The sequence below is a fragment of the Fulvimarina endophytica genome (assembly GCF_003403015.1).
In the GTDB taxonomy this organism is placed as follows: domain Bacteria; phylum Pseudomonadota; class Alphaproteobacteria; order Rhizobiales; family Rhizobiaceae; genus Fulvimarina; species Fulvimarina endophytica.
Window position 1 is genome coordinate 31,715 of the sequence record NZ_QURL01000005.1, and the last position, 17,224, is coordinate 48,938.

Consider the following 17,224-nt stretch of genomic DNA (forward strand, 5'->3'; position numbering starts at 1 on the left):
ACCTCAACATCGACGTCGAAGCTTTCGCTTAGTTCGAGATCTCCGGGAGCAGATCCAGCTTGTCGAAACGGCGCTATCGATGTTCTGTCGGGCCGAACCGAGTTCAATCCGAAATGCATCGGTAGGGCCCGGCCCATTTGTGTTCGACCGTATTCGTCGGCACTCTTGAGAGGTCAGCTCGCTCGCTCGCGAAAATGTGATGTGATGTCAGGGCGTCTGGTTTTGCATTTCCCTTCGGTGAGCCGCGCAGAACACTGGCCTTCCAGTATGTCAGGCAACCCGGGCTAAACAAACAACTCAGCACTTCGGTTATTCGTCCCGGGTCTTACGACGCGAACCTATGACGTCTGGAACTTCGATTCACGCGCAGGGCGTATTCGAACGGCGACCGTTCCATCTGTCAACGCCAGAAACTCGGCCCCTGCTCGTTCAAGTTCCGATCTGAGCTTGTCCAGATTGCCAGATCGAGGCACCCGGGTTCCGGCTTCGAAATCATTCAGCAGGTTTCGCCCGACGCCCGACAGACGACACAGCTCACCCTGGGACAATCCCAGCATAGCCCGGGCGCCCCGACAGGACGCGCCGTCGATCTTTGAGGCAGGCCCTACAACAGATGGGACTGTCGTCACCGACGTGTCGCCCCCCTCCTCCGTACGATTTCGAGTTGACTCAAAACCAAACAAAATGATTGGTTTCCTCAACAGCATGCAAGCACAGGTAACAGGAATGACGTCGGCGGCTTCGGCTTATCGACGGCGGTAGACACTTTGTATCGAGTAAGGTCCCGTTCCATGCCCAGTTTCCAGTCCTCGCGCGAGAACGCGCAGCTCAGCGAATCCTTGTGGCGTAACGCCCGAGCTTCAGCCGCCCCCTTTGCATAGTGCATGAAGGGTGCATCGACGTCACCCATGCAGCACCCGGACTGATGGTTTCCTGATGACCGTTCTGGCGAGACGAGTGCCTCTCGTATGCATCGCCTCACCTGATCGACATTGCTGCGAAGGTCGATGAGGCTTCACCGAGTGCGTCCAACCAATTCTAGGTTCCGACGTGTGAACCCAGGACTCATCGGCGATTGCCCAAACGAGAATGTCCTGTCCTTTCCGCGACCCATTGGGGGCTACGAGATGCAATTTCAAACGTGTTTGAAGACCTCGATCTGCATTCGCCGCTCACGCGAGCTTTCGAAACCACAGCCTCGTTATCGACCTCTCGCTCTTAAGCCGACGCACGAGAACGTCGAACCGACTAGCAGGACGGCACATCTCTTCCTTATCGACACGAACATCGTTTCGGCACTCAAGAAGCCTTGGGCCTATCCTCGCGTCGTTTCCTGGATCGAAGCGGCGCCGATGGGATCACTCGCGATCTCTTGGAGCACGGTGTTCGAACTTCAGTATGGCGTTGAGAGGGCTCGCAACGCGGGTTCGCATCGAGCTGACGCTTATGAAGATGCACTATGCGACTTGATCGAGGATCCGCGCTTTCAAGTCCTGCATCCGACGACGGACGCTGCGAGAATTCGCGGGCGTATGCACGCCACGCCAGCGCTTAGGAACTTCTGGATCGCACACCCGGAATCACGGAAGCACGCGACGGGAGAAGACCTCACGATTGCAGCAACCGCCATTGCTGCGGGGGCGGTCATCGTCACCTTGAATGTTCGCGACTTCGTGCAGATCGGCAGGCACTTCCGATTACCCGGCCTCATAGAGCTGGAAGGCGGAGAATAGGTCCTCCCCCGGCCGCAAACGGTTCCGGCGTAAGAAGTCGAGCGGAAGACCCGACTGAGACACCGTTCTGGATCGACGATCGCTTGGCTTAAACGGCGGACCAATATTCGAGTTTGCATACACCATCGTGGCATCGGTGAGCGAGGAACCACCGATTCACCCCACCTAAGCTCATGTCCAAATCGAGAGGGGTAGTTTCGAAAAAATGGCCTTCATTAAATTTTTGCATTCGAGATCAACGCAATCGCAACGAGGCGGCAGGCATGTGGGCCCTTCCGGCGAGGGATCTGTGAAATCGAACGTATCGATCGGTTTTGATTGCCAGAGGATCGTCGGTCATGTGGCGGAACCCTTGGGTAGACTTTTCAACGAAGTCTCGGCGAAGAGCGAAACCCAAACCATGTCGGCAAACATGCCGCGAAACCAGGGAGGCAGTAAGATGAAAACCAGCATCGCGATCGCTTCCCAGTCCGTTTCCTGTCCCGCCAAACATCAAGGCTCCATAGCCGCCTGACGCGTCTCCCCGTTCCGGGGACCGATGCGCGCAGACGGTGGCCGGCCCTCGGGCCGCGTCGATTCCCGTCGCCATTCCGGCGGCGGTGACCCGGAGCCATTTTCATGTCCACGCACCAACCACTCTTGCGTTCCTTCTTGTCGGCAGCTCAGCCCGCGCAATTGCCCGGATCCATCGGCTCGCACGTCGCGGAGGTGGGCGGCCGCGCCACCTGGAGGAGCTGGCACATACCGACCTTCGAGCCGATGGACGCGCCGGAAAACCCTTGCGACGGATCAAGCCGAGTGTGGCGCACCGGATCCCACGACCGAAGCAACGCGGATCACGTACAGGGTCGATCGTCGACCCATTCCGTTGGGTGGTCATCTGGTTCGAGAGCGGCCTTGAGGAAGATGTGCTCTTTTCGTTGGTCGCCAGCCCTGACGTTCGAGCGGTGCGCGAGCAGCAGGTGATTCGTTACCGAGGCCCGAGCGGAGGTACGCCGGAGTACCACTCAGACTACGAGGTCGATTGGCGGAGCGGCACCGTCTCGACGATCGAGTGCAAGTACGAGGAAGACTCGGAGCGAAAGGCGGTGCCCGCGAAGATCGCCGGGATCGGCCGGAACGCTGTTTCGGGTAGCACGGACGACTACCGCGTCGTCACGCAATTCGATCTCGACGACGTCATGATCGCCAACGCGCGGGCGATCGTAGCCTGCGCCCTCGACGACGATCCAGAGGGTCTTGCGGCAGTGCGCCGCGCCCTGCCCTGCATGCCGCAGCGATTTGTCCTCGGTGACTTGGCGGAGACTTCCGGCTTCGGCTTCCGCGGCTACCGCGCGGCGGTCGCGCTGCTCCAGTCTGGCTCCCTTTCGCTTGAGCCTGGCGTCCGGGTCTCGCCGGACGCCGCCGCACGGGTTGCGCGACCGGCCGCATCTTGACGATGGCTAAAGGACTCGCCGCCCAGGCTAGCGATGGACCGAATCAAGGAGACATACGCGACATGTTCAGGCGTGCGTACAAGTTCGGGCGGCACGATCGCATCGTCATTGACGGGGCGCACCACCGCTGCGTCGAGTCCGACAAGGGGAGGCACGTCCTCCAACTCATGACGGGTTTCGTCTTCGAGGACCACTACGTCCCTATTGACGACGATGAGATCACTGAGCTGCTACGAGGGCCGTCGCCCCGCATGCGCATCGACGAGGGGCACTGGACAAAGCACCTCTCGATGCTGCGCATGCGCAACGACACATCGGACATGTTGCGCTGCTCGAAGGAGGATGCCCGCGACGCCGCTTGGAAGCTGGAATGGGTGCAACGATACCATCGTCGAAGACGTGACCTCTCCAAGCCGAGAATTGGCGTTGGCGCAGACCAGCTTGCCGCCTTCGTCTCGGAAGAGCGAGACTCGATGGACCGCTGGTACCTCGACAAGTACGGCGAGCGCCGCAAGCCCGGCCGCGTCTTCGAGGATCGGGAGCGCAAGGCCTTCGACTGGCCAAGCGCCAGCGGCCTCTACAAATGGCTGAGGATCTACCGCGAAAAAAAGGAGCGACAGGACTCCTTCCTTCCAAACTACGCCAAGTGCGGGAACCGCGACCAGCTCGACCCGCGCGTACGGCAGGCGATGGAACGCGCCGTCGAGCACTGGTGTACGCCGCTGAAACCGAAGATCAGCGACATTTGCGACCGCATAGAGCAGGAGTTGCTGCCTTTTAATAAGGGCCGCCCCCCCGAAGAGCGGCTTCGCGTCAGCGCCGCGACAGTTCGCAAGCGCATCGGGGAAATCGACCCTTTCCTGGCCGACGCCGGTCGTGAAGGCCTCGACCGGGCCTTGCGCCGCTACGCGCTCTCAGCCGTTGGCACCATGGTCACCCACCCGATGCAGCGCATCGAGATGGACGACTGGGACGTCGACCTTCATAAGCTCGCAGAGGGGTCCTCGGTCTGGAAGAAGATGACTTCCGAGGCCCGCAAGCGCATGCCCCGCGTCAGGTGCACCGTGACAGTGGCCATCGACGTCGCGACGCGGTGCGTTGTCGGCCTCCACCTGTATACCGGCGCACCGTCGACGGCCACGGCGCGCACCGCCCTGCGCAGCACCCTCGTCGATAAATCAGCTCTCGCCGCAGCCGTGGGATGCACCAGCACCTGGCACATGTACGGGCGCGGCGAATTCTTCGCGTTCGACGGCGGTCCCGCTTTCGGTGCCGAATTCCAGGCCTCCGTCCACCGGTGCCGCGCGGGGACAAGCGTACCCGACCAGGACCCCCGCATGCGCGGGACGATCGAGGCATTCTTCCGGACCCTGAAAAGGCTCTGCCGTCGCTTCGCGGGATACGCCTTCTCCAACGTCGTAGAACGAGGCGAATACCCCGCGCAGGAGATGGCGTCGCTGACCGTCGCCGAGTTCCATTCCCTACTCGTGCGCTTCATCGTCGATAGCTATCACAACCGCCAGCACAAGGGCTTAGAGGGGCGCTCGCCGCTGAAAACATGGAATGACCTCATCCGGAAGGAGATGGCTCCCGAATTGACCGAGGAGCAGATGAAGCTCGCATTCGGTTTCCGCCGAACCCGCAAGCTTTCACCGTCCGGCGTCGAGTTCATGAACGTGCCGTTCGTGAGGGGAAAAGGCCTTCAGGAACTTTTCAGGGCGGTCGGTAGGTCCGAGGTCGGTATCATTGTCGACCCGGCTGATGTTAAGTCGATCCTTATCGAGGTGCCAGAGCGCTTGAAGGGTCGCGAGTGGTGTCCTGACGGCACTGACTACATCCAAGTCCACGCGCCCGAGGGCATGTTTCCGGACAAGGTCGAGTCCTCGCTCGACAAGCTGCTCTTGGTGAACAAGCAGGTGCGCGAGTTCGTGCGCGCAGAGGCCGAACAGGGCCGTGAGATTCGCCTTGAGGCGGACCGCCACTTCTACCAAGCTGGGCTGGAGGCGATGCGGCGCTGCGGCATTCCTGTCTACGGCTACACCGAGAAGCAGTTCAACGCCATGGTCGATCACGCCGAGCGCAAGTCGCTGGCGGCTACAGAGCGCGTCGTTCACGCGTCCGAGCCCAAGTCCGTCGACGAGGCCTCCTTCGGTACCGTCGTCCATCGCAACCCGAAGACCAAACCGTCCGCTCCCGAAAAGAACGGCAAGGGCAAGCCGTTCGGCGGCTCGATGAACACATACGGAGATGACGGATGAGGCGGCAGCCAAACGTCCAGCCATCGAACCGCAAGGTCACCGACGACGATCGGGATGGGGCCGACACCGCGCCTTTCAACGATAGTGCGGACGCCGCCGACAATTTGTCGGACGACGACGAGTTCCTCGACGATTTCGTCTCCGGCTTGGGCGAGGACGCCGTCAGGATCGTGGGGTCCCTCGAGCGCGTGAAGGACGTCTACGTAGCCTGCGGCCGCGATAACCTCCTGAAAGCCAAGTTCGACAAGTTCCTGCACCTCGTCGCCTCCCGCCGGGATGGGCGCCGCGACGACGGACGCTGCTTCTTCCTTACCGGAGAAAGCGGGGCCGGGAAGACAGCGCTCGCCCGCCACCTCCTCGCCCAATACCCGAACCTCCAACCCCGGGTCCAGCCGTGGGGGAAGACGTGCCCGGTCGTATCGGTCACTCTCAAGGGCCCCGTGATCATGAAGACGCTCGGGCACAATATCCTGAGGGGCACCGGATACCCGCTCGTCCAAGACCTCGAGGAGAACAAGGTGTGGGACATGCTCCCCGAGCAGCTTCACCTGCGCAAGGTGATGCTCGTCCATATCGACGAGCCGCAGCACCTTCTAACGGAAACCCCGACGGGCAAAGAGCGCAAGAAGGTCGCGAAGGCCTTTAAGGGCGTCATGAACGACCCGACGTGGCCAGTGAGCTTCCTGCTCACCGGAATGCCGAACACCACAGAACTTGCCCGCCTCGACGAGCAAATCGAGCGACGCGGCTTCCAGTTCCCGCTTGTTGACGTCGCGCTGCCTGAAGAGCGCAGACTTGTGGTGCGCATTCTGACAGAGATGGCGTCGGCGGTGGACATCGACGTCGCGGGGATTGTCGCCTCCGACATTCCGGAACGCGTCGCGCATGCCGCGGCCTACCGTTACGCGCGCATCGCGCAGGTCGTCCTCGCCGGTATCCACGAAGCCTTAGTCGGCGAGGCAGCGGAACTCACCAGGGAACATTTCGCGACCGCCTTCATCGAGCATTCGCATGCGCGCGGCAACGACGACATGAACCCGTTCCTCGCGCACGACTGGGTCCGCCTCCCGCCCGGGGCGTTCATCGTAAAGCCTGACTGATGGCTGCCTCGTCCTCTACGACCAGACGCCTGGCGTGGGCGCACCCCCTCGAACCCATGCAAGGGGCAGTCAGCTTCACGTCCCGCGTCGCCGCGCTCAACGGTCGCCCGATGCCCAACTTCCTGCGCGAAATGGGGATTCACCCGAATGATATCGATCGCGGTCGCTCCCCTGCCGTACGGCATCTTGCCGAGATCGCAGGCGCAAATGCCGAAAACCTCGTCCGCGCCACGCCCGTCCGATCCAAAGACGAGGCCTTTACCGACCTCTGTGGCGAACGCCTGCGCCGATTGTCGGTCCACCGGACCTACTTCCGGTATTGCCCGATGTGTGTGGCCGATGACATCGCGACGTTCGAGGGCCCCATAACCGCCCGGCCCTGGCTCAGGACAGAATGGATTGTCTCTCACGTGCGCTCCTGCGACCGGCACGGCATCATCCTTGCGAACGCATCACCCGAGCGTAGGCGCTTCGAGGCGCCGGACTTCAACGGGACCATGGCGGAAGACCTCGGGCACCTCGACGCAATCCGAGCAGGATGCCCGACCGTCCCGTACTCGCCGTTCCAGCGTTGGCTACTGGGCCGCCTTCGCGGCGAGCGCGACGCCTCGAATTGGCTTGACGGCCTCGACCTCTATGTCGCGATCGGCGCCTGCGAGGGCTTGGGTGTTTCGGCCCTGCACCCGCCGAAGGTCAAGGCGAGCACCCTGACCGAAGCCGACTGGGCGGCGGCGGCCGACGAGGGCTTCGCCCATGCGTCCGGCGGGCCGGCGGCGGTGGAGAAGCTCCTTGGCCGCCTAAACGCAGTGCAGATGCAGACCAGGGGTGTATGGGCACCGCGGGACACGTTCGGTTACGGTTACGTCGTGCTCGAGCGCGACCCCGGCGACACCGCGTGGGATCCCGTCCGCGACGTCCTCGTGGATTTCGCGATGCGAGAGATGCCCCTGAAGGCGGGCATCAAGGTCCTCGGGCGCGTGGTTGAGCGGCAGGCTGTCCACACGATCAGGACCGCAGCTCATGCCTCGGGTGCCCATGCCCTCACCGTGCGCCGTCTCTTCGAGCGCGAGAACCTCGGCGCGGACGCGCTCGCCGCCGGCCTCATGGACCACCGCGTCACGGTCGACGCCGAAAGGATCGAGGCGACGGTCCGCGAGCTGAAGGGTGCCTTGTCCACGCCGAGGGTCCAAAAACTGACCGGCTTCCCGCTCACTTGGCTGAGGGCCATCATCGCGGACGGGCACCTGCCGACCGTGACCGGATCGAACGACCGGGAGTTTGCAAAGCATAGGTTCACACGTCAGGCAGTCGACGGGATGCTGGAGCGGATGTTCGCCGGAGCCGAGACCGTCGCCGCCGAGACCGACAACCGCGTCGGCGTCATGAAGGCGAGGCGCCGGACCGGAGCGACGATGTCCAAGATTTTGGAACCTGTGTTCAGCGGGACCCTTCGGTGGAAGGGACTCTTGGCCGGAGCCAAAGGACTCGACGCTCTGCTTGTCGATGTCGGCGAGGTCTTGCCTCTCGTCCGGAACGAAGAGCGCGGGGACGGCATCACCTTGCTCGACATCCTCGAGTTCCTGCCAGGCATAGGGCGCGATAGCCCGAAAGCACTGTTGGCGTGTGGCCTGCTCAGGTCGGAAATGCAGTTCAATCCCGAGGCCCGACGCATGGTGCCGGTCATCACCCGCGAGAGCGCTGAGCGGTTCCGGGCCGCCTACGTGACGCTCGGCGAGTTATGCCAGCGTACGGGCATGCATCACAAGCAAGTCCGCAAGCGATTGCGGGAGGCCGGGGTCTCTGAGGCAATGACACCGGAGAACCACCGTTGCTTCGCTTACGATCGGGAGCGGGCCAGCCACACATTGTGCCCCAAATCAAACTCGGTGCCAGACACGAGAACAAAGGCGTAGTGTGCATCTCGCCTTCTGCGATGTGGCTCCGCCGAGTTCACTACCCTTATCGATGATGCAAGAACGGCATGGTGAAGCTCTTCTGGCCTCTCCCGCTTTCCAGTTGGGTCTGGGTAACAGTTCGCGCGGTAGACACGCCACAACCCAAAGCAGAAAATGCCGCCCGAAAGGGTGATTCGCATGAATGACGTCCGGCAGCCCGTAGGCGGCCTGCACCTACTCACGATCGAGACGTTGCTGGACGACCTGATCGGCGGCCGGACTGTGGCCCTGGAGGACGGCCAAACGCTGTCGCTCGACAACGACCCACGCTCGGTCCTGGAATGGTATCGCAGCAACGTGGACAGGTGGTCAGGCAACCTGCGGGGCGACGATATGGAAGCGATCGTGGACGCAGTGGGTGCGCCCCCGCCGCCTGTGCGAGCCGAACGAACCGCCGCGACAGCCCGCCCCGCGAAGCTCCTCACGCTCGTCAGGGTCCGCGCACATCGGTTTGCGGGCCTTCACGCGTTCGGCTGCTCCGACGACGCGACCCACTTCGTGTTCGAACCCGAAAAGCGGGTCACGCTGATCGAGGGCATCAACGGATCAGGCAAGACATCGATCGCCAACGCCGTCATGTGGTGCCTAACAGGACACCTGATCCGCTCTCAGCGACAGCCGGGGCCCGGGACGGCCGAATACCCCTGCGAGGTCGACCGCGGCGGGACGACCACTACACACGAGTGTTCGTCGGTCACCCCGATGCCGAGGGCCGCGGACACCCTGCCCGCCGACGGGGCTCCCCTACCCGCCGACACATGGGTCGAAGTAACGTTTGCAAATGCGGACGGCGAGGTCCTCGCGCCCTTGCTGAGGGCGCAGACGCGCAACTCCCGCGGTAAGCTCGTCGAGGTGAAGCCCGACCTCGAGGCGGTTGGCCTCGACCCTGTGGCCTGGCGCATCCCGACGGTGATGCCGGCCCTCATACCGCACTTGGCAGTCGGTAATGCCTCGGAGCTAGGAGAGGCAGTCGCGCGCCTCACCGGCCTCGCATCGCTCGTTGACCTCTCCAAGCATGCGGGGAAGGCCGCAGACCGTATCAGCAGGAGGATGGTCAAGGAGCTGTCTCAGGAGCTGGGAGAGATCGACCAGCTCCATGCCGAGTCCGCGAGCGACCTTGACAGGATTATCGAAGGGTCGCCCCCGATGCGGCGATGGGGAGGCATTTCGCAGCCGGCCGACGCCGACGCCCGGGATCGTCTTACGGCAGCCGCTGAGTTCTTTGGTTCACTAAAGGCGACTGCCTTCGCGAACGCCCGCAGTGTCCTCGGCTATGAATTTGATCCCGAGAGCAAGGCGGACCGGGACGGGCTCGAGAAGGATGTGGGCCCGGCAGCCGACCAGGTTGCCAGGTTCGCGGACCTCCCCTCCATCAAGCGACTGTCGTCCCTTAAGGTCAACGAGGCGGCACGGAACGAAACGCTGGCTCTGCTTTCAAAGCTGGAAGACCAGGCAAGAGCCATAGACGAAATGGCAGCGAGTCCGGACCGCGCACGAAGAGCACAGCTTTACGCCCGCGTCTCCTCGTGGATGCGCGAGCACGGGCATGCCGGTGACACCTGTCCCGTTTGCATCCGGTCGCTCGACGGCGTCATCGATCCTGAGAGCGGCGCGGCAGTAGGATCGCATCTTGCGAAAGCGGAACGCGAGTTCCTATCCCATGCCGTGGCCGACTGGGGTGAATACTGGCGGGGTGCGCTAGCAGACAGGCTGCCGGAGGCATTTGCATCTGAGGCGAAGAAGTCCCTCCCAGCCTCACCCATAGAACTCCTCCGCATGGGCTTCGTCGACGAGTTGTTCGCGACCGATGGCTTCCGGGGAGTCCTTTCCTCGCTGCGGACAGACAACGCAGGCCTAGTCGAGGAATGCTTGGAGGCGCTTCCGCAGTTCGTCGAGCCTAAGCAGTGCCTGCTGCCGAAAGCGGTGGCGAGCCGCGCAACGACGTTGCAGAAGACAGTCGACGCGATCGTACGTGCTATGGCCTTCGCGAACTGGCTTGCGACCAACACGGCCGCCGTTCGTTCGGCCTGTATCGCCATACGCGATGGAACTGAGCGCGCGGACGACCCATCAAAAGCGATCGGCCAGCGACTGACCGCTCTAAGGGACATGGTGCGAAACGCCGGCCCACTCACTTCGGCAATCGGTCTTGTCGACCGGCTAGCAAGGATTCAGGAGAGACACGAAGCGAAACGCGGCAGAATCGCAACCTGCGAACGTACAGCAACAGCTCTCGCGGAACTCGTGCCGCTCGGCGGCCTGGCACAGGCGCAGGTCGATCTCTTGCGCGAGCGGCTACATCAGCGTGCGGATTACTGGCGCCGCAAGTTCTTCATGGACCCAACGACCTTCTCGCCCTCACTTGCGGACACGAGGATGGACGCAAGCGGAATCCTAGCGTTGCAGGCGGGACGTCTTGGTGTCACTGCGCCCGCCCAACACGTCTCCAACGCGTCGTCGCTTCGTGCTGCGATCCTCGGGTTCTTTATAGCTTTTCGTGAGCACGTTCTGGCGACGCGCGGCGGCTTGACGCTCCTCTGCCTCGACGATCCGCAGGAACTTCTCGACAACGATAACAAGGAACGCTTAGCACGGGGCCTGTCCTCGCTCGCCGCAGACGGCGCGCAGATCCTCGTGACGACGCACGACCGCAAGTTCGCCCGCTCACTGGTTGCCGAGTGCCGCAGCGAAGATCTCGTTCAACATCTATCAGTTCATCCAGTGAACGCGAACAGGCTCACCGTCGCCCTTTCGCCGGCAATTGAAGAGGTCGATCGAAAACGGCAGGCCTTCGATTCCAACCCGGACTCAGCACGCGACGCACAGGACTACGCTTCCGATCTGCGGGTGTTTGTTGAGGTCAGGCTCGGCGACCTATTTGACAATGCGGTTCATCCCGCGCACGCGGGGGCAACGAGGGCTCCGACGCTGGCCACGCTCGTGGACCGTCTGCGCTCTCTTGTCGCGTCGGGAAATGACGAGCTATTCACCCATCCCGTCGTGCGCCGGTTCGCGAAGGATCCGGCTCTCGCTGAAGGCGCAACTCCGCGTCGGATCCTCAACCAGTCCCACCACGACAAGGTTTCGATCGGCTACACTGACGTCTTGTCGGTGCGTGACGACTTTCAGCGACTGAGAACCGAGGTGGAGAAGGTACACGAGCAGTTCCGGCTGCATAGGTGGCGCGAGCCCTTGGATGCGTTCGAAGGCGGCGCCGGACCGATTGTTTCGTTCCCATCTATGCCCCGACCGACGTTCTCCGTGTTTGTATGTCCCGACCTCGCGGCCTTCTCTGCAAGCTTCGGTCCCGAGGGATCGCAAGACGCCCCCACCGAAACGATTGATGGGAGCTGGTTCGACGGAAAGGCTCTGTTCTACGTCCGCGGAGATTCACTCGGCTTTGCTGTCCCGTCTGGATCGGTTGTGATCGTGGAGGCCGAGCCTTATCCGGGCCGCGACCAAAACCTGGTCGTGGCGAAGACCAAGGGTCAGTTGATGGCGCGGCGCATGGTGAAGGCGTCTGGCGGCACGGGTGTGTCTCTGTCCGCGCAGATGCCGGATCCGCGGCGAAGCCGCGCCACCATGACCTTCGACGAGAGCAAGGTTCGTCTGCACCGGATCGTTGGCGCGATGTTCACTGATATGCCACCGCCGGAGGGCGCGCGCAACGAGGCAGCCCCGGTTGACAACGTGCCCGAGCTCCGACGCGTGCAGATTGCCTACCGAGTTAAGGAGGAGAGTGCCGTACCGCTGGTGTTGCCGGGTCAGATAGTCCTCGGCGGCGCCGAACTTTCCTCAGCCGACCTCGATCGGTACGAGGGGAAGTTCGTCGCGGTGATGCTCGACGACGGGAAGAACATCATCAAACGCGTCGGATCGCGACTGCCAGGGTCGCTATCGCATCTTAGGCAGTTCGAGACAATCGGCGGGTTCGGGGGATCTCTGGTTGTCGCGACTGAGATGGCCGCTGGATCGCGAGACATTCCCCTCATGGTGAGCGCACGTCAAATCGTGGGTGTGTTATACGACGCCGGTTGACTGGTCGACGACCAATCAGCATGGCCAACGAGAACGCGAGGGGCATTCGAATGCCTCTTTAAGGCTCGCGGATCTCAAGAAACGGTTGGCAAAGCGTCCTCGCACGATCGACGAACATTCCATGATACTTTAACTGCTCTTCGGAATTTTTTCCTACACGGGAGGCGGCACCGCTTACAACTTTGATTTTGTGCACATCCCAACTTTGGTTTCAGTTTTGCCGTAGTTCTGAAACCCTTATATTATTCAGTGTTTTGAAGGGATGCGTTTTTACAACTTTGGTGATTCCGACACAGCGGGTCTATCCGTCGAGACGCGACGCATAGATCGCCCGAACGACACGAAGTCCGCCTTTTTCGATCAAATTGGACGGACTCTTCGGGAGCCAGACGCATAAGCCCACCCGCCTTCCCGGCGGGTGGGGGTCTACTCGAGAACGGAACATGTCGGCATCTTTGGCGCCCAGGGGCAAGATCAGCCATGGTATGGATAGCTGCATCGAGACTTTGACCTCCATCCTCGCCGAAGCAGGTCACGATGTCGCCTCGTTGAATACGCAGATCCGTCTGCCGCGGCGGGACTTCGGGGACGCCAGGCGCGTCCACGTCCTCGATCGCGTACAAACGCTGCGCTCGGGCGTTCGCATCCACGAGGCGGTGACGCCGGAAGCGCTCCCAGAGTGATCGGGCATTAACGACCTGATCGCTGCCTCCCCCTTGCCGCGATCCTCGGATGCTGTTCCGAGTCGACATGCTGCCTCGCTGACGCGCCGCGAACGCCATGCTAATGCCGAGGCTCGCGGCCGCGTGGCCGGAACTCTTCGTATCGGTAACACCCTCGAAATTCGCCGATGACGATCGAATTATCGGTGACGGACGCCGACGGATGGGCCGGGAACGATTCCTTCCGGGCAGGCGTGTCGCTGCGTTCTCCCCATTCGGAGGTTTGACCGATGTTGTCATCGCTCTCTGGACGTCGCCGGTTCTCCGACCTGTCGGAGCGAGAGATCCTCGCTCTGGCGATCTCGGCAGAAGAAGACGACGGACGGATTTACGGGAGCTATGCCGAGAGGCTGGAGGCCGACTATCCGGCTTCGGCGGAGATCTTTCGCGAGATGGAGCGGGAGGAACAAGGCCATCGGTGGGCATTGATCGCCGAACACGAGCGTCGGTTCGGCCCGACGATCCCGCTGATCCGGCGCGAGCATGTCGCGGACTATGTGTCCCGCCGGCCGGTCTGGCTCATCGCCAATCTGTCGATCGAGCGCATTCGCGCCGAGGCGGAACGCATGGAAAAGGACGCTGCGCGCTTCTACGGCGAAGCAGCCAAGCGGACGAGCGATACCGGAACGCGTCGCCTTCTCGTCGATCTGGAGACGGCCGAGCGCAAGCATCGGAGCCGCGCCCACGACCTCGCCGACAGCACAGTCACCGACGACGTTCGCAAGGAGGAGGCGACGACGGCGCGGCGCCAGATGATCCTCACCTATATTCAGCCGGGACTGGCTGGCTTGATGGACGGATCGGTCTCGACCCTCGCGCCGATCTTCGCGACGGCCTTTGCGACACGCGATCCGCAGACGACCTTGCTGGTCGGTCTCGCGGCGGCCGTCGGCGCCGGGATTTCGATGGGCTTTACGGAAGCAGCCCATGACGACGGCAAGTTGTCGGGTCGCGGCTCCCCGCTCAAGCGGGGCCTCGCTTCCGGATCGATGACGACCGTCGGAGGACTGGGACATGCACTTCCCTATCTCATTCCGGACTTCTGGGTCGCGACGTTCGTGGCGTTCTTCGTCGTGTTTCTCGAGCTATGGGCGATTGTCTGGATCCAGAATCGTTTCATGGAGACCCCGGTTCTCAGGGCCACCGTGCAGGTTGTGGTGGGCGGTGCACTCGTTTTGGCTGCCGGCATCCTGATCGGCGGAGGCTGAGTGCGGGCTCGTTGAAGTGACGGGATCTCGAAAACGGCTGGAACTTCTCGGAACCTGTCAGAACGCCCCGCCGACACGGTTCGGTACGCTCCGGAGCGGTCGAGCCAGCGCAGCGTCACAACGAGGCCATTGGCGCCGAGGAGAAAGAAGACGGCGGCCGAACCGAGGTCCCTCGCCCTCTTCGCAAAGAGACTCCATTTTTTCGAGAGATGATCGACGATCGTCTCGATCGCCGTGTTCAGGGCTTCGGTGGCAGCTGACGCTCATGGCGCGAGAAGCAGTTCGCCCGCCCTGCCGTCCGTATCAATTCCAGGCCGGCGGAGGTCGCGAGGCATCGCGTGTCTGTCAGGATGTCGACGGGCACCCTGGCGGCGCATGGGGTGCCGAACCGTTTGGCGGACACGATGCGAGGCGCATGCGAGCCATGCCGAGCTCATGCGGTGCTAACGCCAGCTTCGCCGGCGACACCTCAAACTGATCCGGCGGGACAAAGATCGCGGGCACGTCGGAGGCACGGCCGACAGCCATTCATCGCTCTCCGGAAATCCCCCGCATCCATAGCAAGCCGATGGATGGCGGCGCTTCGGACTCCCGTCGGCGAAGAGGCCGATCCGACCCAAGAAAAATTGCTGACCTGTCCGACAGACAGTCTTGAATATTAGCAAATACTAAATTAGATTTCTCTCACACAAGGAGGCGCTCATGGACGGCATGCAGGAATTCGAAGCCAAGGCGAACGAGGTCGCCACGATCTTGAAGGCGGTCGCCAACGAGAAGCGTCTGATGCTGCTTTGCAGGCTTCTCGACATGGGCGAGGCGAATGTCGGCACGCTCGCAGAGGCCGTCGGCCTGTCACAGTCGGCGCTTTCCCAGCACCTCACCGTGCTGCGCGAGCAGGGCATCGTCGCCTATCGGCGCGAGAGCCAGACGCTCTGGTACCGCATAGCCGATCCCCGGATCGAAGCGTTGTTCGGGACGCTTCAGGGGCTTTTCTGCCCGCCGCAGGATGCGCCCGCCACTGCCGCCGCCTCGCCGGCAACCGTTCTTTGAGGCCGCTTCCACCATGGACCAGTTCACCCCCGTATCCGCCCTCGCAGGCGGCCTCCTGATCGGTCTTTCCGCCGCGATCCTCCTGCTTGCGAACGGACGCATCGCCGGCATCAGCGGCATTCTCGACGGGGCCCTGAAGCCCGCCAAGGCCGAGACCGGATGGCGCCTCGCCTTTCTCGCCGGGCTGCTTTGCGCCGTCCCCGTTCTGGCGCTCGCCGGCTATGCCCTGCCGGCCGTGCGCGTCGAGGCGACGCTTCCTCTCGTAGCATTCGCCGGCGTCCTCGTCGGCTTCGGCACGCGCCTCGGCTCGGGCTGCACCAGCGGCCATGGCGTCTGCGGCATCGGCCGCGGATCGGGCCGCTCGATCGCCGCGACGCTCACATTCATGGCGAGCGCCGGCGCCACCGTCTTCGTCGTCCGCCACATCCTCGGAGCCTGACCCATGGCCCGCATTCTCCTCGCCCTCCTGTCCGGTCTCGTCTTCGGCATCGGGCTCGTCGTCTCGCAGATGGTCGTTCCCGAAAAGGTCCTCGGCTTTCTCGACGTGTTCGGGAACTGGGACCCGAGCCTTGCTTTCGTGATGGGCGGCGCAATCCTCGTTTCCGCGCCCGCCTTCGCTCTCGCCCGGCACATGGGGCGTCCGCTGGCCGCCCCGCGCTTCGAGATCCCGACGCGTCGCGACATCGACGCCCGGCTTCTGTCGGGCGCTGCGATCTTCGGCCTTGGCTGGGGTCTCGTCGGCCTCTGCCCCGGTCCCGCGCTCGTCGCGATCGGCTTGAACCTCACGCCGGCGCTCGTCTTCGTCGCGGCGATGGTCGCCGGCATGCTCCTTTTCCGCCTGACGCTTGATCGGAACGCCGCGACGTCGTCGGTCGCGTCGGGCCGGGAGGCGGACGCATGACCGCCGCTCCCGCCATGCTCGCCGCCGCGACAGGCTCGGGAAGCCTCGTCGGCCTCGTCCTCGGTCTCTTCGGCGGGGGCGGCTCGATCCTTGCGGTCCCGCTTCTCGTCTACGTCGTCGGCATCGCCTCGCCGCATGTGGCGATCGGAACGAGCGCGGTCGCGGTCGCGGCCAGCGCGCTCGGCAACCTCGTTCCCCATGCGAGAGCCGGGCGGGTGAAGTGGCGCTGCGCCACCGTCTTCGCCCTCGCCGGGGTCGCCGGCTCTCTGGCGGGCGCGGCGGCGGCCAAGGCCGTCGATGGCGAGCGCCTCCTCGCCCTCTTCGGCCTCGTCATGGTCGGCGTCGGCCTCGCCATGATGCGCCGCCGGGACATGGCGGGCGATCCCGCCGTCAGGCTGACGAGGGAGAGCGCCACCCGCCTCCTGCCGATGCTGATCGGCATCGGGTTCGCGGTCGGCCTGTTCTCGGGCTTCTTCGGGATCGGCGGCGGCTTCCTGATCGTGCCGGGCCTCGTGCTGGCGACCGGCATGCCGCTCGCCTACGCCATCGGCACCTCGCTCGTCGGCGTCGCCGCCTTCGGCGCGGCGACCGCAGGAAGCTACGCCGTCTCCGGGCTCGTGGACTGGCCCGTCGCCGCCCTCTTCGTCGCTGGCGGTCTCGTCGGGGGCTTCGCAGGGTCCGCGCTCGGCGCGCGCCTCGCCAGCCAAAAGCAGGCGCTCGGCCTCGCCTTTGCCGGCCTCGTCGTCGCGGTCGGCCTCTTCATCCTCGCCAAGGGGTTCCGCGCTCTAGTCGCCTGATCCTCGGAATTCGAAACCCACGCCCA

The 17,224-nt window shown here is 63.3% G+C and carries 13 protein-coding genes and 1 pseudogene; 12 read left to right on the forward strand and 2 right to left on the reverse strand.

Annotated features, from left to right (window positions below):
- Window positions 1-338: 338 nt before the first annotated feature.
- Window positions 339-707, reverse strand: coding sequence for a helix-turn-helix domain-containing protein (locus DYI37_RS20570; protein WP_425365045.1), 369 nt, complete (start codon window positions 705-707; stop codon window positions 339-341).
- A gap of 420 nt (window positions 708-1,127) precedes the next feature.
- Between DYI37_RS20570 and DYI37_RS12245 the strand changes: the two genes are divergently transcribed.
- From DYI37_RS12245 to mbfA, 8 genes are all read left to right on the forward strand, one after another.
- The gene (locus tag DYI37_RS12245; RefSeq protein WP_158555167.1) at window positions 1,128-1,733 is read left to right on the forward strand and encodes a PIN domain-containing protein; all 606 of its coding nucleotides are present in this window, start codon (window positions 1,128-1,130) and stop codon (window positions 1,731-1,733) included.
- A gap of 779 nt (window positions 1,734-2,512) precedes the next feature.
- Entirely contained in the window at window positions 2,513-3,169 is a 657-nt protein-coding gene (locus DYI37_RS12250) for a hypothetical protein (RefSeq protein WP_147307926.1), read from the forward strand.
- A gap of 62 nt (window positions 3,170-3,231) precedes the next feature.
- Window positions 3,232-5,427 carry a hypothetical protein gene (locus DYI37_RS12255; protein WP_116683557.1) on the forward strand — a complete coding sequence of 732 codons (2,196 nt, stop codon included), beginning with the start codon at window positions 3,232-3,234 and terminating at the stop codon, window positions 5,425-5,427.
- The gene (locus tag DYI37_RS12260) at window positions 5,424-6,527 is read left to right on the forward strand and encodes an ATP-binding protein (RefSeq protein WP_116683558.1); all 1,104 of its coding nucleotides are present in this window, start codon (window positions 5,424-5,426) and stop codon (window positions 6,525-6,527) included. Before DYI37_RS12255 ends, DYI37_RS12260 begins: the two co-directional genes overlap by 4 nt.
- A gap of 56 nt (window positions 6,528-6,583) precedes the next feature.
- Window positions 6,584-8,440 (forward strand): TniQ family protein, encoded by a 1,857-nt coding sequence (locus tag DYI37_RS12265; protein ID WP_280987315.1) that lies wholly within the window; start codon window positions 6,584-6,586, stop codon window positions 8,438-8,440.
- Window positions 8,441-8,620: 180 nt separating this feature from the next.
- A complete protein-coding gene (locus DYI37_RS12270; RefSeq protein ID WP_116683560.1) occupies window positions 8,621-12,520 on the forward strand; it encodes an ATP-binding protein in 3,900 nt (1,299 codons plus the stop codon).
- Window positions 12,521-13,005: 485 nt separating this feature from the next.
- Complete coding sequence (locus tag DYI37_RS12275; RefSeq protein ID WP_147307927.1) at window positions 13,006-13,203, forward strand: hypothetical protein; 198 nt, start codon at window positions 13,006-13,008, stop codon at window positions 13,201-13,203.
- A 269-nt stretch (window positions 13,204-13,472) separates the two neighbouring features.
- The gene (mbfA, locus tag DYI37_RS12280) at window positions 13,473-14,450 is read left to right on the forward strand and encodes an iron exporter MbfA (RefSeq protein ID WP_116683562.1); all 978 of its coding nucleotides are present in this window, start codon (window positions 13,473-13,475) and stop codon (window positions 14,448-14,450) included.
- 128 nt (window positions 14,451-14,578) lie between these two features.
- Here the strand turns inward: mbfA and DYI37_RS20435 are convergent.
- A pseudogene (locus DYI37_RS20435) lies at window positions 14,579-14,692 on the reverse strand (diacylglycerol kinase); the annotation flags it as partial.
- Between the two features lie 460 nt (window positions 14,693-15,152).
- Between DYI37_RS20435 and DYI37_RS12290 the strand changes: the two are divergent.
- The 4 genes from DYI37_RS12290 to DYI37_RS12305 are packed head-to-tail and all read left to right on the forward strand — an operon-like array spanning window position 15,153 to window position 17,198.
- Window positions 15,153-15,500, forward strand: a complete 348-nt coding sequence (locus DYI37_RS12290) for an ArsR/SmtB family transcription factor (protein WP_116683563.1) — start codon at window positions 15,153-15,155, stop codon at window positions 15,498-15,500.
- Window positions 15,501-15,513: 13 nt separating this feature from the next.
- Window positions 15,514-15,939 carry a YeeE/YedE family protein gene (locus DYI37_RS12295; RefSeq protein WP_116683564.1) on the forward strand — a complete coding sequence of 142 codons (426 nt, stop codon included), beginning with the start codon at window positions 15,514-15,516 and terminating at the stop codon, window positions 15,937-15,939.
- 3 nt (window positions 15,940-15,942) lie between these two features.
- Complete coding sequence (locus DYI37_RS12300) at window positions 15,943-16,401, forward strand: YeeE/YedE family protein (RefSeq protein WP_116683565.1); 459 nt, start codon at window positions 15,943-15,945, stop codon at window positions 16,399-16,401.
- Window positions 16,398-17,198: a sulfite exporter TauE/SafE family protein gene (locus DYI37_RS12305; RefSeq protein WP_116683566.1), complete on the forward strand. Its 801-nt coding sequence runs from the start codon at window positions 16,398-16,400 to the stop codon at window positions 17,196-17,198. The genes DYI37_RS12300 and DYI37_RS12305 overlap by 4 nt, the downstream gene beginning before the upstream one ends.
- Window positions 17,199-17,224: the final 26 nt, after the last annotated feature.